The 20,019-nt window shown below is 45.0% G+C and carries 18 protein-coding genes and 1 tRNA gene; 10 read left to right on the top strand and 9 right to left on the bottom strand.

Translation table 11 applies throughout. The annotated features are described in order from the left end of the window. The first annotated feature begins 123 nt into the window (after window positions 1–123). Window positions 124–741 (top strand): hypothetical protein, encoded by a 618-nt coding sequence (locus tag FFM77_RS01445; protein WP_137633975.1) that lies wholly within the window; start codon window positions 124–126, stop codon window positions 739–741. Between the two features lie 66 nt (window positions 742–807). Here FFM77_RS01445 and FFM77_RS01440 read toward each other — a convergent pair whose 3' ends face one another. Together FFM77_RS01440 and FFM77_RS01435 are read right to left on the bottom strand one after the other, a co-directional pair. Further along, a complete protein-coding gene (locus FFM77_RS01440) occupies window positions 808–1,980 on the bottom strand; it encodes a hydroxymethylglutaryl-CoA synthase (RefSeq protein WP_137633974.1) in 1,173 nt (390 codons plus the stop codon). Between the two features lie 45 nt (window positions 1,981–2,025). Next, complete coding sequence (locus FFM77_RS01435; protein ID WP_137633973.1) at window positions 2,026–2,400, bottom strand: hypothetical protein; 375 nt, start codon at window positions 2,398–2,400, stop codon at window positions 2,026–2,028. Window positions 2,401–2,837: 437 nt separating this feature from the next. On the opposite strand from FFM77_RS01435, the gene FFM77_RS01430 reads away from it, so the two are divergent. From FFM77_RS01430 to FFM77_RS01420, 3 genes are all read left to right on the top strand, one after another. Then, complete coding sequence (locus tag FFM77_RS01430) at window positions 2,838–6,062, top strand: MucBP domain-containing protein (RefSeq protein ID WP_171001535.1); 3,225 nt, start codon at window positions 2,838–2,840, stop codon at window positions 6,060–6,062. 184 nt (window positions 6,063–6,246) lie between these two features. Then, window positions 6,247–6,675 carry a PTS glucose transporter subunit IIA gene (locus FFM77_RS01425; protein ID WP_137633971.1) on the top strand — a complete coding sequence of 143 codons (429 nt, stop codon included), beginning with the start codon at window positions 6,247–6,249 and terminating at the stop codon, window positions 6,673–6,675. Window positions 6,676–6,910: 235 nt separating this feature from the next. Then, window positions 6,911–6,998 (top strand) — tRNA-Ser (locus tag FFM77_RS01420). 86 nt (window positions 6,999–7,084) lie between these two features. Here the strand turns inward: FFM77_RS01420 and FFM77_RS01415 are convergent. From FFM77_RS01415 to rnz, 6 genes are all read right to left on the bottom strand, one after another. Further along, window positions 7,085–7,504 carry a hypothetical protein gene (locus tag FFM77_RS01415; RefSeq protein ID WP_137633970.1) on the bottom strand — a complete coding sequence of 140 codons (420 nt, stop codon included), beginning with the start codon at window positions 7,502–7,504 and terminating at the stop codon, window positions 7,085–7,087. Window positions 7,505–7,625: 121 nt separating this feature from the next. Beyond that, window positions 7,626–8,144 carry an adenine phosphoribosyltransferase gene (locus FFM77_RS01410; RefSeq protein WP_137633969.1) on the bottom strand — a complete coding sequence of 173 codons (519 nt, stop codon included), beginning with the start codon at window positions 8,142–8,144 and terminating at the stop codon, window positions 7,626–7,628. A gap of 18 nt (window positions 8,145–8,162) precedes the next feature. Next, window positions 8,163–10,496: a single-stranded-DNA-specific exonuclease RecJ gene (recJ, locus tag FFM77_RS01405; protein WP_137633968.1), complete on the bottom strand. Its 2,334-nt coding sequence runs from the start codon at window positions 10,494–10,496 to the stop codon at window positions 8,163–8,165. A gap of 28 nt (window positions 10,497–10,524) precedes the next feature. After that, window positions 10,525–10,869: a LapA family protein gene (locus tag FFM77_RS01400; RefSeq protein ID WP_137633967.1), complete on the bottom strand. Its 345-nt coding sequence runs from the start codon at window positions 10,867–10,869 to the stop codon at window positions 10,525–10,527. A 14-nt stretch (window positions 10,870–10,883) separates the two neighbouring features. Continuing rightward, window positions 10,884–11,675: an SDR family NAD(P)-dependent oxidoreductase gene (locus FFM77_RS01395; RefSeq protein WP_137633966.1), complete on the bottom strand. Its 792-nt coding sequence runs from the start codon at window positions 11,673–11,675 to the stop codon at window positions 10,884–10,886. A 9-nt stretch (window positions 11,676–11,684) separates the two neighbouring features. After that, window positions 11,685–12,614, bottom strand: coding sequence for a ribonuclease Z (rnz, locus tag FFM77_RS01390; RefSeq protein WP_137633965.1), 930 nt, complete (start codon window positions 12,612–12,614; stop codon window positions 11,685–11,687). A gap of 145 nt (window positions 12,615–12,759) precedes the next feature. Here rnz and FFM77_RS01385 point away from each other — a divergent pair, with 145 nt between their 5' ends. The 3 genes from FFM77_RS01385 (at window position 12,760) to FFM77_RS01375 (ending at window position 14,438) form a co-directional block, all read left to right on the top strand. Next, complete coding sequence (locus FFM77_RS01385) at window positions 12,760–13,038, top strand: hypothetical protein (RefSeq protein ID WP_137633964.1); 279 nt, start codon at window positions 12,760–12,762, stop codon at window positions 13,036–13,038. A 23-nt stretch (window positions 13,039–13,061) separates the two neighbouring features. Beyond that, a complete protein-coding gene (locus FFM77_RS01380; protein ID WP_137633963.1) occupies window positions 13,062–13,832 on the top strand; it encodes a hypothetical protein in 771 nt (256 codons plus the stop codon). 141 nt (window positions 13,833–13,973) lie between these two features. Further along, a complete protein-coding gene (locus FFM77_RS01375; protein WP_137633962.1) occupies window positions 13,974–14,438 on the top strand; it encodes a VOC family protein in 465 nt (154 codons plus the stop codon). Between the two features lie 60 nt (window positions 14,439–14,498). On the opposite strand, the gene obgE is transcribed toward FFM77_RS01375, so the two are convergent. Beyond that, complete coding sequence (gene obgE / locus FFM77_RS01370) at window positions 14,499–15,794, bottom strand: GTPase ObgE (RefSeq protein WP_137633961.1); 1,296 nt, start codon at window positions 15,792–15,794, stop codon at window positions 14,499–14,501. Window positions 15,795–16,172: 378 nt separating this feature from the next. Here obgE and FFM77_RS01365 point away from each other — a divergent pair, with 378 nt between their 5' ends. Genes FFM77_RS01365 through FFM77_RS01355 form a run of 3 tightly spaced genes read left to right on the top strand, consistent with a single transcriptional unit; the run spans window position 16,173 to window position 19,847 of the window. Further along, window positions 16,173–16,931: a DeoR/GlpR family DNA-binding transcription regulator gene (locus FFM77_RS01365; RefSeq protein WP_137633960.1), complete on the top strand. Its 759-nt coding sequence runs from the start codon at window positions 16,173–16,175 to the stop codon at window positions 16,929–16,931. Continuing rightward, a complete protein-coding gene (pfkB, locus tag FFM77_RS01360; RefSeq protein ID WP_137633959.1) occupies window positions 16,928–17,845 on the top strand; it encodes a 1-phosphofructokinase in 918 nt (305 codons plus the stop codon). The genes FFM77_RS01365 and pfkB overlap by 4 nt, the downstream gene beginning before the upstream one ends. A 28-nt stretch (window positions 17,846–17,873) precedes the next feature. Continuing rightward, window positions 17,874–19,847, top strand: a complete 1,974-nt coding sequence (locus FFM77_RS01355) for a PTS fructose transporter subunit IIABC (protein WP_137633958.1) — start codon at window positions 17,874–17,876, stop codon at window positions 19,845–19,847. Window positions 19,848–20,019 lie beyond the last annotated feature (172 nt).

Here is a 20,019-nt window from a genome sequence, read left to right as displayed (position 1 = left end):
AATAAGGCAATGCTGGGTCAGTTGTTTTACAGTTTCTTAACAATTAAGACATGTCTCTAGTTAGTTGAACACTCTTCCAATGGTATAATAAATTAGCCTATTAAATCTGGGGGAGTTGATTTTGTGTTATTTTTAGCAATCATTGGTATCATCGTGTTTCTACTAGCCTTATTCTCACTAATCTCCGCGCGTCAAAGCGGGAACGGCTGGAAGTTTTTAGCAACGATTACGGTGCTAAGCGCATTGGTGACGGTATACGCCACCATCAAGTTACCGTTCTGGCCGTATAACCAGCCTAAAACCGAAAAAGCGGCAACTAGTCAACGGTCATCATCGACAGCGACTTCAGCTAAACTATCATCATCGGAAGCTGTCTTTAATGAAGCTAGTCAAAAAAAGGCCGCGGCGACGACTAAGCTTAAAGAAGATAGTATTCTGAAGCAACTGAAGGCAAATTACAAGTCGATTGGGACCTTTACGTTGGATCGTGAGACTAAGACCTTTACCTTAACGCCAACGAACAAGAAATACGTCAAATCGCTTAAAATTATTAAAAAGTATCCCGCTAAGAATCAAAAAGCCTTAACCACAGTGACGACGAATTATGAATCACTGTCAAGTTCAATTAAGAAAAATCTGGCTAAAGGCTATACGATTCGAGTGTTACAACCGGGTACCAAAAATACCACGTTACTCAGTTTGAAAGATGGTAAAGTGCTCGTGAATAACTTGAAAAAATAATCATTATTTAAAACCCACCGATCGAAGTCAAAATCTGATTTCAATCGGTGGTTTTTTAGTCTCTACTTAATCCTGTTGGCGATCTAAATATTGCCGCTGCTCATCTATTTGACCAGTCAGGACGAAGCGATGCGGATCATTAGCGATGTCAACCTGCTGATCAGCTGCTGTTAATTGTAATTGCTGCTTGAATAACGTTTCATAAGTCGCAACATCAACGCGTTGCCGACGTGCTAACCGTTGTGGTAAACCTAAATCTAACCCACGTTGATAGTCTGGCTGTAACCGGGCCGTATAAAATTCCCCTTCAGCGCCGGAACCATAGCTGAACAAACCAATCAAATCATTAGCCTTCAAATTCGCATCATTAATTAGTAGTGATAACACGCCTAAATATAGTGATCCCGTGTATAAATTACCGACTTGGCGACTAAAATAACGATTATTTTCAAAATGCGCCAACAAACGCGCTTGTTGCGCTGAATCGGCAGACGGCAAGACACTGCGTAAGGCTTTTAATCCCATCTTTGTATATGGCAAATGGAAAGTCAAGGCCGCAAAATCATTGATTGAGGCCGACTGTTGCTGGAGATATTCCTGAAAAACATTTTGGAAATAATCAATATAAATATTAGACGAGTATTTTCCATCAACTAATGCATTTGTATGATACAACGGTCGCCAAAAATCCATAATATCTTCACTCAACAAGACCGAATCATCATTTAAGGCTAAGACTTGTGGGTCAGCACTGACTAGCATCGCCACTGCGCCGCCGCCCTGGGTTGGTTCTCCCGGGGTATGTAAGCCATACCGAGCAATGTCGCTACCGATCACAAGGGCCTTTTTAGTTGGATGCACCCGAATATGATCAGCCGCCAATTGTAACCCCGCCGTTGCCGCATAACACGCTTCTTTCATCTCAATAGTCCGGACTCGCTTCGACAACCCTAATAAGCGGGCCACATAAATTGCGGCCGCCTTTGAATTATCAATGCCAGACTCGGTCGCCACAACGACCAAGTCAATCGCCGCAATATCTGCGGCTGTCAACATGGGGGCCGCCGCATTCGCTGCTAAAGTAACTACATCTTGACTTGGTGGAATCACCGCCATCTTAGACTGACCAACACCAATCAAATATTTATCTGGTGCGGCTTGCCGTGCCGTAGCCAATTCGGCCATATCTACATATAAATGCGAAGTTGCAAAATGCAACTTATCAATGCCAACTTTCAACGCTTTACCTCCATTTGTTCATACCAATCATTCATTTATTTTTAGTTAACCCAAGTAGTGAAAATCCGGGTCATTGCCCTTTTTGTCACACGCAAAAGCTTGTGTCAATTCATTATGAAACGTCACTAAAATTGCTGGTGTCGCCCAAGTTGAGGCCGCCCAAAAGACCGTATCATCGAAGTCTCGATTATCATTAGGATGGCGATAATAACCCCGTTGGTCATCCCAAATCGTGCCATGGGTGTTTAACCAATCTTCCGCCAGTCCAGCTTGGACAACTGCAATCACATCTTGGTTGTCCCGAATCAAGGCGGTTAACTTGGCCCAATCTAACTGACGGTCATGTGCCTTGGGTAACTGCGACCGGGTGCCCAGCGGCGTATGCCGCAAAGTAATTGGCGTTAAGTCAATAAAATCCATTCGAATCACCACCCTTGTCTAGTTTACCTGAAAACAGGTGCTAAAAGAAAGGCTGCTGGCTGTGATTTAAGACTTATTTTCCCCTACCTGACTAGATTTAACCCACCTAACTATCACCCTATCATTAAAAAGCAACTCACAATTAACCGGGACTGTACTAAACTAATTGAGGTTGCTTTAACAATTATGATGTCTTAATATCAAGGGGTTAATTCGCCCAAATAATCGTTTTTTATGTTTCATGATTAATAGGTTGAATACTAATTAATCGCTTTTATGATAAAGGTATACAAGTATCCTAAAGCATATTATAATTAAGGTGAAATCGTTAATTAATTTGGCTTACCATATTAGGGAGGACCAGGCTCATGCTCACTTTGGGAAAAAGCAAACTATATTGCCTTAGTTTATTGGGTTTTAGTTTAGGATTCATGATAATGACAGCGATTACAGTTAGGCCGATTAATGCGAGTACCGTAACGGATCTAACAACTACGAATAATGTGATTAGTCCACCGCCAGCCGCCCCGTTACCAACTGCACGGGCAGTTACATCACTAACAACTCCCGCTACAGCCGCTGATCCGATTACGGGCACTTTTGGCACGAGTCCATGGTCATTGCAAGATGGTGTCTTAACCATTGGTGCTGGTGACTTTGCCTCACACACTGGTAACACCTCACCATGGAACGCTTACAGTTCACAGATTACCACGATTAATATTACTGGACCGGTTAACTTTAGTACAAACGCCACTGGGATCTTTGGTAGCTTAGGCAATCTCACCGCCATCAACGGCCTCAGTAACATTAACACCAGTAAAACCACCAGCATTGACGATCTCTTCTATGCTGATTCACAGCTAACTGATCTCACCGGCATTGAGAACTGGCAGACCGGTAACATTCGTTCGATGAATCGAACTTTCTTTGCCACCGCACTGGTTGGTACGCTTGATTTAAGTCATTGGGATGTCGGTTCATTAACCAGCACCTCCATGGCCTTCTCACGAACCGGCGGGCTAGGCGATAATAGTGAACGGTTATTCAAACGGTTAGACTTATCTGGCTGGAACTTTAAAGCTAGCAAAGTCGGTTTATCAACATTTGGTTATCAATTACAAGTCTTAGATTTAGATACATCTAATTGGACAAACACGAGTCATATCTCAAATATGGAAAGCATGTTTACCTTCTCTAGCTTAAGTAGTATCGACCTGTCATCTTTTGATATGCGCCAGTTAGCACCCTATTATGGCGGAACTTGGAAGATGTTTTCCATGGCTTGGAACTTGAAAGTGCTCAAACTAGGTCCCTATTCCAAACTAGCCGGAACCGGCTTACCTGACATTACTGAAACCGATAAATATACGGGATATTGGCAAAACATCGGGACCGGCACCACAAGTCATCCCAATGGCGATCAGGTGTTAACCACTGATCAATTAGTCGCGGCATATGATGGGACAAAGACCCAAGCCACTGATACGTTCGTCCGGCAGCCCAAAGCAGCCCAGCCAGTCACCGTCCATTATGTTGATGCCAATGACCCAACAACTGAGATTCAGACACCAACTAAGATTACCGGCGCCATTGATGATCCGTTTACCGTGACGCCGCCAAAGATTGACGGTTATACGTATCAAGGGCCTCAAGACGACGCTGCCCTAACCGGGACCATCAGTGGCACCGCTCAAGACATCACCTTACTGTACGCCAAACAAGGCCAGGTCACGATTAATTACGAAGATGCTGACGGTCAAGAATTAGTCCCTTCAAAAACGATGACTGGTGACATTGGCAGTGCCTATACGGTTGAAACACCCACTATTGACGATTACAGCTATCAATCCGCTTCAGCTAATTTATCTGGCAACTATACCGCTACGGCTCAAACGATTACCTTGACCTATACCAAGACCATTAAGACTGGGACCGTCACCGTTAACTATCATGATGAAGCTGGCCACTCGATTGCAACGGCTAAAGAAATGACGGGTGATGTGGGCACTGCCTACAAAATCGACCCACCAACCATTGCTGGTTACACCTACTTGTCTGGTGATTTGACTGGCACCTATACCGCTGCCGACCAGACCGTGACACTAACTTATCAGCAATTACCAACTGAGGGTCAGCTTACCGTCAATTATTTAGACTCGGACGGTCACGTATTGGCCGAACCGACAACCATGACTGGCAAACTTGGCAGTACGTATACAATTGAGCCTAAACAAATTACTGGCTACACGTATCAATCGGGTGATCTAACTGGGACCTATACCACCACTAGTCACGCCGTTAACTTAATTTATCAAAAAGAAGCCGTTCAAGGGATGGTGACGGTCAACTATAAAGATGAAGCTGGTCATCAATTAGCTGTCCCAACGACACTGACTGGCAAAGTTGGTGCTGCTTATACGATTGAAAAAAAAGCAATTGACGGCTATACATTCCATCAAGGTGACCTCAGTGGCACTTTTACTGCAACTGCCAAAACAGTCACCCTCACTTATCGGAAAAACGCGGTTGCTAAAGGCAGCGTGACCGTTAACTATCATGATGGCCAGGGTAAATCACTGGCACCTACTGAAACCTTGACGGGTGACGTAGATACGCCTTATACAATTAGTCAAAAAGTCATTGCGGACTATACTTACCAAAAAGCAACTGGCAATTTGACGGGAACCTTTGCAGCTACGGCTAAAACTGTGACTTTAATTTACCAGCCAACAACTGTCCAACAAGGGCGGGTTAACGTGAACTATCGGTCGACAACGGGTCAGACGTTAGCTGCTGACCAGATTTTAACTGGTGATTTTGACACGACATATACGATTACGCCACTTAAAATCACTGGTTATCAGTATCAGCAAGCAGATGGTCCCCTGACTGGCAAGTTCAGTAGTCACACACCAACGGTCACACTAACTTACACACCGGTTACCGCTGACCTAGGTCAAGTTACTGCTAATTATCTAGACTTAGACGGCCAAGTGATTGCACCGTTAACTAGGTTAAGCGGCGCTTTAGGAACCGCTTATACGACCACTGCTAAAGACGTGACCGGTTATACCTATGTTAAAACTGTTGGCAATCCCACTGGTACATTTAAATTACAGTCACAAGTGGTTAATTACTTCTATCAAAAACAGGTCACGAGTAATGATCAACGCCAACTAACTGGTCAAAATTATACGATGACCGTTAATGGTCCGACACCAACTATTACCGACTTTAAAGCCAAGGCCAAAGATAAAGATGGCCAAGCCTTAACCGTCACACTCGATCTTAGTCGTACGAATCGTCATAAAGTTGGGACTTATCCCGTCACCCTCAGTACCACGGATGGTCAAACACTGACGGTTAAGTTGTTTGTTATTGCGGCCACAACCGATGGCAACAATGATTCGGCTGGTGATACGATCAATCCAGGTAAAAAGCCTGAATCATCAGCTGTGACTAGTTCCAAGCCAACCGCGACCGTTAAACCGACACCATTGCCTAATAAGTTACAAGCAGCCACAACTTCGGTTACTACTAATAAACCTAGCACCGATGTTGAATTACCAGCTACTGGTGAAACGATGACTTCTTTAGCAGTTTTACTTGGATTCTTAGGTTTGCTCAGTGTTAGCGTCATTTACTTCCGACGTCACTAAATTCAATAGCCATTAATGGCCCCTGCTGATGAGTTCATCTCACTCTAATCAGCAGGGGCCATTTTAATTTTAAAACTTTTTGTAAATTCTGGCTTGACCTGGGACGGGTTTCATAACTTACAGTATAGGTGTGTTAAGGAAGCGCTTAATCACAACACCATCAATTCTATCTGGAGGTTATATCATGAGACTATTTCGGCGGTATCATCAATCTAATTTAAAAGCACCGGTCACTGGCACACATGTCGATCTAAAGTCACTTGCCTCCAATTCGGCGTCACAAGTGATGTTAGCGATTAAGCCAACGACTAATGAAGTGCATTCACCGATTCACGGTGAAGTCATTGCTATCAGTCAACACGCCATCAAGTTACAAGACTTAGATGGTCACGATTACTGGGTTCATTTGAATCAAGTTCTAAATCAAGTTAAAACAACTATGTTTGACTGGCAAGTCCGCGTTGGTGATTCCGTCTCACCGATGACTCTGTTAGGCACGTTGAACTTAAAGGCCGTCCAACAGGCCCACCAAGCTGTGGTCGTTACTCAAGCAACGTTGAACACTAATGACAATGAAAGAGAATTGGCAACTGGGATGGTGATGCAATATTGACACTCTTAATTATATTAATGATTATTCGATTTATTCGTGGAAAAGTAACTGCACATCAGGCCACGACTCCGGTTCATCATCAAGCCGTTCACTATTTGCATCGGCAAACACCGGTACAGTTGGATCATTCGGTGGATTCTTCGAGGCAAGCTAGTTAGCCCTATTAACCCGATATTTTTATGAATAAATATTTGTTCCTGCTAAAAATTATGCTATACTATTCAAGTACCATCTTGGAGAGTTGGCAGAGTGGTAATGCACCGGACTCGAAATCCGGCGAACCGGCTAATACCGGCGCGCAGGTTCAAATCCTGTACTCTCCTTATTAAGTTGTACTACGTTAATTAAAAAATAGGAATCCCGTTAAGTCAACTTTTAATGGGATTCCTATTTTAATATGGCTTAATCGTCACTTTCTATGAGTCTTGAAAAGGTAGTAATGTCCGACGCCAGTCTGAAAGCCATAGTATGTGTTCAGTACCGATTGCTTTTTCCCATTAATCTTTTTATACACTACTTTATAATTATTACCTGCTCCAGCAGTTTGTTTCACCCCATGTAAATTCCAATACCCTTTTTTACTAGGTCCTTGCAATTTAAATTTGTATTTGGATTTATAGTATCTACCATTTGTATATGTTCGAGTAATAACGGTATGTTTATTGAACTTCAATGTATCATACTTGCCATTTCCATCATAGTTGTACCACGTATGACGAAATGATTTTGGCGCTGTATAAATAGTCTTAGCTTGCACAATTGATTGTGGAAAATAGAAAACAGCAAATAATAACGTACAAAAAATAAAAACTTTACCCATGCGCTTCATAAATTCATCACTCCTTATTTATCGATTACAATTCTATCATAACTTAATTTTTGTTGAATGATAGCATTTAACAAAAAAGTCACTAAATCAAAAAATGATTTAGTGACTTTTTAAATGAACGCTAAAACTTCATCAAGCTTAGCATATCATACTTTTTAAGCTTATCACGGCCATGTAAGGCTTCCAATTCAACTAAGAAGGCCGTTCCAACCACATTACCGCCTAGTTCTTCAACTAATTGGATAGTCGCTGAGATCGTCCCACCAGTAGCTAATAAGTCATCGGTAACCAAAACATTTTGACCAGGTTTGATCGCGTCTTTATGCAAGTAAAGCGCTGATTGACCGTATTCCAAGTCATACGTTGCTTTGACAGTTGGTCGCGGCAACTTGCCTTTTTTACGAGCGGGGGCAAACCCAACGCCTAATTCGTAGGCCACAGGGCAACCGACAATAAAGCCGCGTGCTTCGGGGCCCACAATCATATCAACTTTTTTATCACGTGCAAACTTCACAATTTGATCCGTAGCTTCACGGTAGGCTTCGCCATCGGCCATTAATGGGGAAATATCCCGAAAAATGATGCCGGGTTCCGGATAATCCGGAATACTAGCCACATAATCTGTTAAATCTAATGCCATTGCTTATAAACAGCTCCTTTAATTCTTCACTGCAGCTTGGGCCTTGACCCAGGTCTGAAGCGCTGCAGATTTACTATACAAAAGAGTTTCTTCAGCGGCGATTTGTTGCTCACGCAGCTGATAACTGGGGGCGTGATGTAAATCCGCTTGTTGAGGATTCGAAACTCCGTTCATGACACCATCATTTATTTTAACAAATCCGACCTCAAAAAACACCTGTATCATGAAAATAAGCAGATTTCGGTCTAAATGAAGATGTCCGGCCACCAATGACAGTTGATGATGAATGTCAACATCGTGATTAACCGCCACAAATTTGAACAACTTCGCGAACTGTTCACGCTTCGGCATTCCCGCCAAATAAATCGATTCTCGCCGATACAAGTATAGCGTTAATTGATTTAATGGCAACTGCGCTAACACCTGTGTTAAGTCAGCTAACGTATCTGGACAATCGACGATAAAGACCGGTTGATCTTTGGCAACCGTGGCGAGTTCAATACTAGGATCATTGGCTAAGACGGCTTTGGCATTGGACTTCATGTAATCGGCCAGCCGTTGCATCAGCTTTTGATGGAAGAACACATACACGCCCGGCGCGCTAAACTGTTGCGCACTGAGATGTTGCGTCCGAGCGTCAATAATTTGACTACCACTAACGGCAATATCTTTAACCATCAGTTGCGGCTTCGTCTGCCCATTCCATGTATTGGCACTTAACTCACCAACAACCGTCACTTGCGTTGGACTGGCTTCAATAGCTTGAGCAGCAGCGCCCATTGAAAAGGCAATCGCATCGACCTGATGTTGACCATCACTTAATTGCAATTTTAAATGCTGCTTATCCGACCCAATGGCCCGTACTTGCGGCACCGCTGTTGGTTTAAGCTCAAATAATGGTGCGGGATTGTCCGTCCCAAATGGGGCTAGTGCTTGTAATGCCGTTAAAGTATCTAACGACGCATCCGCAATCGCTAATTCGCCATCCAATTGCAAGACTGGTTGGGCGTGCGCTGCCAGATCGACCTTAGCGGCAGCCGTTTCTAGTGCCGCTTTCAACGTCTCCAGTTGATCGTGCATCACCGTCAATCCAACGGCCATATGATGACCACCAAATGCAACTAAACTATCGCGAATCGGATCAATTGCCGCAAATAAGTTATAGGCTTCAATACTGCGACCACTACCCTTTAAACGACCAGTCTCATCCTCATTCAACACTAACGTTGGTTTACCGGTAGCTTCCACGATTCGGCTGGCCACGATGCCTAAGACCCCTTCATGCCAATTTTTTCCGGTAATCACTAAGGTTTGCCGAGCTTGATTATCCGCATTATTGGCCTGATCCAAAGCATTTTCAGCAATATCGCGAACTAGTCCTTGCCGTTTCTCATTCAATTGATTGACTTGCGTGGCCAATTCCGTTGCTCGTGTTTCATCCAAAGTAGTCAATAATTCGACGCCACTTTGGGCTGATTGTAATCGACCAAGTGCATTCAAACGAGGCGCAATTCCAAATCCAATACTTGTCGCATCGAGTTTTTCAGGATCTAAACCGGCCGCCTTAATTAACGCCGCTAAACCGGGTCGGGTTGTCTGTTGCAAGACTTTTAAGCCTAGGGTCACTAATGTCCGATTTTCACCCGTCAATGACACCAAGTCGGCCACTGTCCCAATGGCAGCTAGATCTAATAATTCTTCAGGAACCTCTTCTAGTAACGCCGTTGCAACTTTAAAAGCCACCCCGGCACCAGAGAGATCACCAAAAGGATAATCGCCATCAGGGTGTCGTGGATGCACAATCGCATACGCCTGTGGCAAGGTTGCTGGCAACTCATGGTGATCTGTGACCACCACATCGACCCCTTGTGCTTGCACAGCATCGATGACAGCATTACCAGCGACCCCATTATCAACCGTCACAAACAGCTTGGTTCCCGCTGCAATCAGCTTATCGAAAGCCGCTTGATTAGGCCCATAGCCGTCTTTAAACCGGTCTGGAATATAATAATTCACGTTAGCCCCGACTTGGTCCAACGTTTCAAACATAATCGCCGTACTAGTCAACCCATCGGCATCATAATCCCCATAAACGGTAATCTGATCACCCGCAACAATGGCCGCTTGAATCCGTTCAATGGCACGCGCCATATCATGCATTTTCAGCGGATCATTAAACGGCTGCTGATCAGCCTGTAAAAAGGTCTGAGCTTGTGCCGGCGTGGTGATTCCACGCGTGATTAACAACTTTGCGACTAATGCTGGTACCTTAACTGCCTGTGCCAAGTCATCGATCACGGCTGATGTCACGGTTGTCTCTGGTGTAACCCACTTTTTCTTAGCTGCTAGCATGGCATCCTTCCTTTCAAATACAATTTAGTTACTTGGTCACAGTTGGTTGCGCACTTTTACCACGAGTTTGCTTGCCTTTATTATTCAATCGTAAACTCAAGCTTTTATTTTCAGCGGTTAATTTGTCGATTTGAGCCCGTGCTTCGGCCATTGCTTGCTTATGTTCATTATTTGTCTTAACTGAATTAAACGTCGCCATCAAAACTGCAATCGCAACACCAAGAATCAGCGTGATCACGATAACCAAAATTAATGGCCAATGCACCGTGGTAAACCCAAAACTGACTTCAACCGGATTAATATTCATAATCGCAAATATCACAATAATCAAGACAATCACTAACGCACTGACTAAACGCCATTGATTTTTCATTTCCAAACGACCCCCTATTTAAAATTAAACACTGAACCAGCCAACCAGTCACCCAACTTAGGTGCTAGTTGATACCCCAGATTAGCGGCGCCCATCACCCAAGGCGCATTGATTTCACGGCGATGTCGACCAAGCCGCCGCACAATTTGTTCGGCAAACTTCACCGGATTTAAGGCTAGCCAAGCCACCGAATCTAAATAATGTCCTGTAGGATCGGCGGTCTTAAAGAAATCCGTCTGAATAGGTCCCGGATTAACCGTCAACACATTGATCCCGGCTGGCCGTAACTCCAACCGCAACGCATTGTCGTAAGCAATCAATGCGGCCTTAGTCGCCGCATAAACTGCGGACTTGGGTGTCGCGATTTTGCCCGCAATCGAAGCCACATTCACAAGCTCGCCCTGCTGCGCTTTGACCATCCGCTGAGCCGCCAATTGACTGACATACATCACACCGAGCGTATTTACCCGCAACATCCGCGCCATCATCGCATGATCCATCTCGATGGCTGGGACCAGATAACCAAATCCCGCCGCATTAATCACGATATCCAAGTGGCCAAACAGCTCATCGATCGTCGCAAACACTTGATCAACGGCGCTCACTGAACTAATGTCAGCCGTTAAAGCCACTGCTTGCGTCTGTGACAACAACCGACACTGATCAGCAACCTTGACCAAGCGATCATGCCGCCGCGCCACTAACACAACTTGGGCCCCTTTAGCAGCCACGGCTAGTGCTAATTGTTCACCTAAGCCACTCGAAGCCCCCGTTACTAAGACGACTTTTCCCGTTAAAGCTGTCATTTTCGTCACCTACTTTTGAATTGGCACGTCAATCAGATCAAAATCCCGGACAACTTTCGTATTTGGAAAGACTTGTTGGGCTTGTTTCTGTAATTCTTTCGATAATTTACCGGTATACCGCGCCGAAATATGCGTCAATAATAATTGATGCACACCAGCCTTTTTAGCAACTTGTGCCGCTTGGGTACTCGTTGAATGGTAGTAATTATGGGCCAGCTTGCCTTCATCTTTACCAAACGTACTTTCATGCACCAACACATCCGCATGCTGAGCCAAGCTCACCGCATTCGGTGTCTGTCGCGTATCACCTAGAATGGTGACGATCCGACCGGCTTGGGGCGCACCTAAGAAGTCTTGCCCATTAAGCGTGCGGCCATCCGGCAAGGTCACTGTTTGACCTGCCTTTAATTGACCATAAAGTGGCCCACTAGGAATATTCAACGCTTTTAGCTTGTCCGCTTGCAACTCGCCAGGATGAGCGGCTTCTTCTACGCGGTAACCAAAAGCTTCAATCCGATGTTCCAGATGTTGGCAAGACACTTTGAACGTCGCATCTTTGAAGATCACCCCATCGCCACTGAGTTCTTCAAACCGCAATGGATAGGATAACCGCGTTCCAGACACCCGCATCGCAGTCATGACAAAGTCCCGAATACCTTTAGGACCATAAATCGTTAACGGTTCATCGCCGCCTTGAAACGAGCGCGAACTTAAAAAGCCGGGTAAGCCAAAAATATGATCGCCATGCAAATGGGTAATAAAAATTTTCGTGATTTTGCGTGGTTTAAGTGTCGTCCGTAAAATTTGATGCTGCGTGCCTTCACCCACATCAAATAACCAAACTTCATTACGTTCATCTAAGAGTCGTAATGCCGTACTCGTGACATTGCGAAATTTACCCGGTGAACCGGCACCGGTACCTAAAAATTCTAATTGCATCGTTATGTTCGTCCTTATCTGTACAGTCTGCTAATTATTTTACCGAAGACGGCGATAATTAACAACGATTAGTCTTTGTATTCTTCCTTTAATATTGTATCATTTAAGCTGAAGAAAGTTTGTAACTATTTAGTGAGGTAAGCAAATGCGTTTAATTGATTTCAAACTCTCAACTGCTGATTTAGTCCAGCAGTTGCCACTCTACTGGGAAACTAAAGCCCAATTACAGCCAGTGACCGACTTGCAGTTGCACGATCGACAGTTGTTACTCGTGACTACCGCCAAGGGTACACCCATGACACTCGATCAGTTAAACGCCCGCACGCGACAAGTCAGTGGTCCCACGCCGCTATTAATTGCGGCCGCGCCCCCGGTGCCCTTATTCGGCTATCGGCTCAGTGACCAACGCTTACTATTAGGCTAATCTCAGTTCAAAAGGAGTTTTTCATGTTGTTAAAACGATCAATCTTCGGGGGCTTACTACTCATCAGCGGCCTACTCTTAAGCGGCTGTACAGCTAAGTCCACCCCCAGCTATCACAAAACGGCGGCTCAATTTGAAAGTGAATCTGCGACTTCAAAGAAGGTGCCCAAAGATAAAACGGCCAAAGCGAGCTCAGTTAAAGCTAGCAGTTCAACCAAGACCAAGTTAAAATCATTTAAAGTACCGAAAAAAGTGCAACATGATAAAAATTACATCAAAAGCGGTCAGCTGACGAAAGATAAACAATATACTTATGACCAAGCCGGCACCAAAGTCAGTCTCACGGAAGTCAAACCAACCACCAAAACGGTCACTAACGGCCAAGTGAGCTTTAAATTCACTCAGATTCGTATCTTAAAAAACCAGCCAGCCACTAAGACAGCCCTTAAGATGGCCAACCAAGCCTTGAATACCGATCAAATTAAAGGGACTTATTATACGTTGCAACTTAAATACACCGTTACTAATCATCGCAACGCCACCATTAACATTGACGGCATCACTGCCCTTAAAACAGATCAGGGTCAGGCTTTGACACCTGCCACCCAGATGTACGATTCCGGTGCGGGTACCCAGCTAACCAAGGGTAGTCATAAAAGTCGGTTTACCATGGCTTTAGTTACCAGCGCCCCTACCAAAATTAAGCATGTCGATGTCATTTTGGGTGGTATCTTCACACCAAGTGGCAAAACTTTAGCCAAAGCCAGTGCTTTTCAAACGTTGACACTAAACTGATACCAAGCACCCTCAGACCTAACAACAGTTCTACCCTTAACGCCGCCAGTCACTCGGAGGCGTTTTTGGCGTTCATTTTATTTGTATTCGTTTTCACAGCCGAGTAAACTAAGGACATTACTTTTTATGGAGGTTTTACTAATGCCCGCAATAATCCCAAGTCTATGGTTCTCCCAAAACAACTGTGAAGAAGCTATCCATTATTACTTAGAGGTCTTCCCTAACTCTGAGCTCGAAAGCATGACCTTTTATCCGGACGAGTCCCTGGATAACCACTTCGTTGGCATGCACGGCCGGGTTTTGACCGCGGTGTTTACCTTAGATGGCCACCGTTTTACCGCGCTAGATGGCGGACCCAGCTTCACTTTTAATGAAGCCGTCTCATTCACTATCGAATGTGCTGACCAAGCTGAGATCGATTATTACTGGGAAAAGTTATCGCACGTTCCAGACGCGGAACAATGCGGCTGGGCCAAGGATCAGTTTGGCCTATCTTGGCAGATCGTCCCCCAAGCCATCGCCACTCTGACTGAGACACCCGCGCAGATCCAAGCACTGATGAAAATGAAGAAGATCGATATTGGCACATTAATGGCCGCTCGTTAACGCAAAAAAAAGCCGGTTCAACAGTTTTAACACTGCTAAACCGGCTTTTATTTAATGATTTTAGTCCATAAATTGGAAAGAGTAATCTAAGATTTGAATCGTATCATCGTTCTTCGCACCCGCAGCACGTAAGGCATCATCAACCCCCATGCCCCGAATTTGACGGGCAAAACGCATAATACTTTCTTCATGATCCAAGTTTGTCATCTTGAATAAACGTTCCAGCTTTTCACCCGACAAGACGAACAACCCTGGTTCCGGATTATCCACTGTAAAGTCTGGATTAGTGGCCGTCGTGTATTCACGATGTTCAACATCATCGACACCCTTAATTGGAAATTGTGGTGTCGTATCGAGTAAGTCCGCCGTTTGTGCCAACAAGGCTTTAATCCCTTGTTGGGTAATCGATGAGATTGGATAGATCTTTGGCGTTTCAGCTAAAGTCTTGTCAGTCTTTAACTTGGCTTCAAATTTAGCCAAGTTATCCGCTGAATCTGGCATATCCATCTTAGTCGCAACCACGATTTGTGGTCGTTTTAATAAGTCAGGATCATAGCTAGTCAATTCATGATTGATCTTCAAATAATCCTCAAAGGGATCGTTTTCTTCAACGCCACTCATATCAATCAGATGCAAGATAACCCGCGTCCGTTCGATATGCCGTAAGAATTGAATCCCTAGACCAACCCCATTAGCCGCGCCTTCGATTAACCCAGGCAAATCCGCCATAACAAAATCACGGCCGTCATCTAAGCGAACCATCCCAAGGTTAGGCACCAGTGTTGTAAAATGATAAGCCGCAATCTTAGGCTTGGCACTTGTAACTACGGACAATAGGGTGGACTTCCCAACGGATGGAAACCCGACTAAACCAACATCGGCTAAGACTTTTAATTCGAGGCGAATCGACAACTCGTCCCCAGGTTCCCCATTTTCAGCGATTTCTGGCGCTGGATTCTTCGGACTGGCAAAATGAATATTGCCACGACCACCACGGCCACCTTTAGCAATGACTAACTTTTGATTTTTTTCAGTAATATCACCAATTAATTTACCCGTTTCGAGATCGGTCACAACCGTCCCCAGCGGCACATTGATAATCCGGTTTTTAGCTGACCGACCTGTCATCTGCTTGATCATGCCGTTACCACCAGATTCAGCTTTGAACTTACGCGTATAACGGAAATCCATTAACGTGCGTAACCCTTCATCGGCTTGCAAGACGATACTGCCGCCACGACCACCGTCACCGCCAGCAGGACCCCCATTTGGCACGAACTTTTCGCGCCGGAATGCGACCATCCCATTACCACCGTTACCGGCTTTTACATCTACTTTTACTTGATCGACAAACATATTTTTCTCCTGTTTCTTCTATATTATTTATCTACGAAATGGTTCGTGCGAAATTAGATACCTGACCTAGTATACAAATGTTAAGCGACCACGTCAAAGTATCCGCCGTCTATCCCTACCAACTGACCGGGCGTTATCAGACCAATCCCGCTGATTAGCGTTGACGGGTTTGAGCTAATCCGTCAACCCTATCATCCATAGATTACCTTTTCGCTTCAAATTAACCGCTATCATTAAGGAAAATGGACCAAAATAGTCCTGTTTAACGTGATGATGACTAACTTGATGACGGCATTTGAATATTTTTGACGTTTTTTGAAGCTTTTTGTTGCGTTTTGATAGTGGAGCGTGTATATTATTCTTCGGAGGGATTTGAAAGTGCTTACAGAAGAACGTCAACAGTACATTTTAAATACGATCCGTTTCAAGGGCATTATTAAAATCAAAGATATTTGTTCCAAAACTAATTGTTCAGAATCAACGGCTCGCCGCGATTTACAACAGTTAGAGGAACAAGGCGAATTACTACGCGTTCATGGCGGCGCTAAGTATATGAATTCGCTCCAAGAAGAACCCGCCATGAATGATAAGGTTTCGCGTAATGTTGATGCTAAAGACCGGATTGCACAACAAGCTGTCGCCAATATTCAAGTTGACGATGTCATCTATCTCGATGCGGGGACTTCCACGCTCGCGATGATTCCACATCTAAACCCCGGCTACAACTTGCGCATCGTTACTAACGGCGTCGTCCATGCTTCTGTCTTAGCGGACATGGGCATTAAGACTTACTTGCTTGGTGGCAATCTCAAGAATGTCACCAAAGCCGTTATCGGTCCGGAAGCCGTCAAATCACTACAAGAATATCGGTTCAACAAGGTTTTTCTTGGTATCAACGGGGTCCATCCCAAGTTTGGGTTGACCACCCCCGACCCAGATGAAGCGATCGTTAAAAAAACAGCCATTGCGCAAAGTGAAGAAAGCTTCATTTTGGCTGACAATTCAAAATTCGACCACGTTTCCTTTGCGCGGGTCGGCGACTTGAGCAGTGCTACCATCGTGACTGACCAATTAACGCCGAGTCTGGCCGAACAATATCAACCATTAACTACGATTCAGGAGGTAAAGAACTCATGATTTACACCATTACCGTCAATCCCGCGATTGACTACGTGGTCCAACTACCGCAAATGACTTTAGGCAGTGTTAACCGCCTAGCCCACACCGCTAAATTACCTGGTGGTAAAGGCATCAACGTGTCACAGATTCTCAATGATCTTGAACAACCTAACGTGGCCTTAGGGTTCGTTGGCGGCTTCACCGGAACTTTTGTCAGTGAGGCTTTAAAAGCAAAAGGCTTAAACTGCCGGTTTACTAAGATCGCTGATGATACGCGGATCAATGTTAAGATCCATGCCGAACAAGAAACCGAATTAAACGGTGCGGGCCCTGACATTACTGCCAGTGAAGTTGACGCCTTCTACCAAGAACTCGCTAACTTGACGCCCGATGATGTGGTTGTGATGTCTGGTAGTTTGACCCCTAGTTTACCCGATAGCTTCTACTTTGATATTATTCAAAAGGTTGAAGCCGCTGGCGCAAACTTCGTGATTGATACCACTGGTGAAGCCTTGAAAAAGACCTTACCAAGCAAACCATTGGTCGTTAAACCTAACAATCATGAGCTAGCTGCTTATTACCACACGACGTTTAACAGCCAAGCCGATATCATTGCGGCCGGTCAACGGATGTTAGCTGAAGGTGCCAAGCACGTGCTAATCTCAATGGCTGGCGATGGCGGCTTACTCATCACACCAGACCAGGTTTACTTCAGCCCCGCACCTAAGGGTCACGTGATTAACTCTGTTGGTGCTGGTGATTCGATGATTGGTGGGTTTGTTGGGACCTTTGCTAAGACGCATGATGCGGTTGAAAGTTTCCGTTACGGCTTAGCTTGTGGCTCCGCTACCGCCTTCTCAGAAGACATTGCGACCCGTGCCAAGATTGATGAAATTTTACCCCTAATTAAGATCGAACAATTAACTAACTAGCTATTTTTGAAAGGACTGTTACGAACTTATGGATATCCGCGATTTACTATTAAAAGACGCCATGATCATGGACATGCAAGCCACGACCAAAGACGACGCGATTGACGAACTTGTTCATCAATATGCTAAAGTCGGCGTGATTAACGACGAAGCACTTTACAAGCAAGATATTATCAAACGTGAAGCTGAATCGACGACCGGGATTGGTGACGGCATTGCCATGCCCCATGCCAAAGATAAAGCCGTTCAACGCGCGACCGTCATGTTTGCTAAGAGCAAGGCCGGTGTTGACTTCAATGCTTTAGATGGTCAACCAGTGCATCTCTTCTTCATGATTGCCGCTCCTGAAGGGGCCAACAACACCCACTTGGCTGCCTTGGCCGCCTTATCAAGTCTCTTGATTGATCCTGACTTGGTTGCCAAGTTAAAGCAAGCGAACACTCCCGATGAAGTCCAACAACTCTTCGCTGATGCGCAAGCTGCTAAGGAAGAAAAAGACGCGAAGGATGCCGCAGCCAAAGCTGAAAAAGAAGCGGCTCAAGCCAGCGCACCTGCTGGTGAAAAACGGCCTTATATCGTTGGAGTTACCGCTTGTCCTAATGGGATTGCGCATACCTACATGGCCGAAGCTGCTTTAATCAAGCAAGCCGAAGCCATGAATGTCGATATCAAGATCGAAACAAACGGTTCTGAAGGGGTCAAGCATTTATTGACCGCCGATGAAATTGCTCGCGCTGATGGCGTCGTGATTGCCGCCGATAAGAAGGTCAAGATGGCCCGCTTTGATGGCAAGCATTTAGTTAACCGCCCTGTTACCGATGGGATTAACAAATCCGAGGAATTATTGAACGAAGCCTTAAGTGGCAAAGCACCCGTCTATCATGATGCTGACGGTGGTGCGGCAACTGACGACGATGCCAGCAATGCTGGTGGCGGCGTTTGGAGTGAAATCTATAAAGACTTAATGAACGGGATTTCACATATGTTACCATTCGTCGTTGGTGGTGGGATTTTAATGGCCCTCTCCTTCGTGATCGAACAATTCGCTGGTGGCGATAAGAGCCTACCCTTTATCTTCTTTAACCAAGCTGGGAACATGGCCTTTGCCTTTATGGTCCCTGTCTTAGCCGGCTATATTGCCGAATCAATCGGTGATCGTCCAGCCTTAATGCCTGGGTTTGTTGGTGGGTTTATGGCGACGGTTTACACCGGTGCTTATGGTGGTGCTTATACCGCTTCAATCACAGCTAATGCTAAGAGTCCAGCTGGGTTCTTAGGTGGATTAGTTGCTGGTTTCTTAGCTGGTTACATTACCGTTTGGATGAAGAAGTGGACGAAGAACATGCCACAATCCCTTGAAGGCATGAAGCCAATGTTAATCTACCCTATCTTGGGCTTGTTAATTGTTGCCGCTTTGATGTTCTTCATTGTTAACCCAATCTTCTCAGTAATCAACTTATGGATTACCCATTTCTTGAACTCCATGGGTACTGGTAATGCGGTTCTCTTAGGGTTAGTCCTCGGTGGGATGATGTCAATCGATATGGGTGGTCCTTTCAACAAAGCTGCTTATGTCTTCGCCACTGGTGCCTTTACGGCTACTCAAGATGGGAACTTAATGGCCGCCGTTATGGCTGGTGGGATGGTGCCACCATTGGCAACCGCGATTGCGACTGCCTTCTGGCCAAAGAAGTTCACGGATGACGAACGTAAAGCTGGGATTTCTAACTGGTTACTTGGAATTTCCTTCATTACTGAAGGTGCCATTCCATTCGCAACGGCTGATCCATTGCATGTCATTGGATCAAGCGTAATTGGGGCCGCCATTGCTGGTGGGTTAACTCAATTATGGAAAGTTTCCGTTCCCGCTCCGCATGGGGGCTTATGGGTTGCCTTACTAGCTACTAACATTTGGGGCTACGTGGCAGCGACTGTGATTGGGGCGGTCATTGCTGGGGTGATCCTCGGTATTTGGAAGCCTGCTCGTCAAACTGCTAAATAAAGTTAAAATTTTAGGCTCTTTGTCAACGGCTGTTGATGAATGATCCTATGAGAAACCAATTCATTTTCGAATTGGTTTCTTTTTTGTAATTTTGATTGTAAATTCTATCCGAATTCTTGTGTAAAGATGTGACCAATTCCTGTAACCATATGCCGTACGTTTGATTTGCTTG

Origin of the sequence: Lactiplantibacillus songbeiensis (genome assembly GCF_005405125.1) — a bacterium.
Taxonomy (GTDB): domain Bacteria; phylum Bacillota; class Bacilli; order Lactobacillales; family Lactobacillaceae; genus Lactiplantibacillus; species Lactiplantibacillus songbeiensis.
The sequence above is the reverse complement of the archived record's forward strand: the minus strand, read 5'-3'. Positions and strand labels throughout refer to the sequence as shown.

Bases quoted from the DNA above. Each gene is read 5' to 3' on its own strand.
- FFM77_RS01435 (WP_137633973.1), bottom strand. From the start codon at position 2,400: ATGGATTTTATTGACTTAACGCCAATTACTTTGCGGCATACGCCGCTG.
- FFM77_RS01430 (WP_171001535.1), top strand. From the start codon at position 2,838: ATGACAGCGATTACAGTTAGGCCGATTAATGCGAGTACCGTAACGGAT.
- FFM77_RS01425 (WP_137633971.1), top strand. From the start codon at position 6,247: ATGAGACTATTTCGGCGGTATCATCAATCTAATTTAAAAGCACCGGTC.
- FFM77_RS01415 (WP_137633970.1), bottom strand. From the start codon at position 7,504: ATGAAGCGCATGGGTAAAGTTTTTATTTTTTGTACGTTATTATTTGCT.
- FFM77_RS01410 (WP_137633969.1), bottom strand. From the start codon at position 8,144: ATGGCATTAGATTTAACAGATTATGTGGCTAGTATTCCGGATTATCCG.
- recJ (WP_137633968.1), bottom strand. From the start codon at position 10,496: ATGCTAGCAGCTAAGAAAAAGTGGGTTACACCAGAGACAACCGTGACA.
- FFM77_RS01400 (WP_137633967.1), bottom strand. From the start codon at position 10,869: ATGAAAAATCAATGGCGTTTAGTCAGTGCGTTAGTGATTGTCTTGATT.
- FFM77_RS01395 (WP_137633966.1), bottom strand. From the start codon at position 11,675: ATGACAGCTTTAACGGGAAAAGTCGTCTTAGTAACGGGGGCTTCGAGT.
- rnz (WP_137633965.1), bottom strand. From the start codon at position 12,614: ATGCAATTAGAATTTTTAGGTACCGGTGCCGGTTCACCGGGTAAATTT.
- FFM77_RS01385 (WP_137633964.1), top strand. From the start codon at position 12,760: ATGCGTTTAATTGATTTCAAACTCTCAACTGCTGATTTAGTCCAGCAG.
- FFM77_RS01380 (WP_137633963.1), top strand. From the start codon at position 13,062: ATGTTGTTAAAACGATCAATCTTCGGGGGCTTACTACTCATCAGCGGC.
- FFM77_RS01375 (WP_137633962.1), top strand. From the start codon at position 13,974: ATGCCCGCAATAATCCCAAGTCTATGGTTCTCCCAAAACAACTGTGAA.
- obgE (WP_137633961.1), bottom strand. From the start codon at position 15,794: ATGTTTGTCGATCAAGTAAAAGTAGATGTAAAAGCCGGTAACGGTGGT.
- pfkB (WP_137633959.1), top strand. From the start codon at position 16,928: ATGATTTACACCATTACCGTCAATCCCGCGATTGACTACGTGGTCCAA.
- FFM77_RS01355 (WP_137633958.1), top strand. From the start codon at position 17,874: ATGGATATCCGCGATTTACTATTAAAAGACGCCATGATCATGGACATG.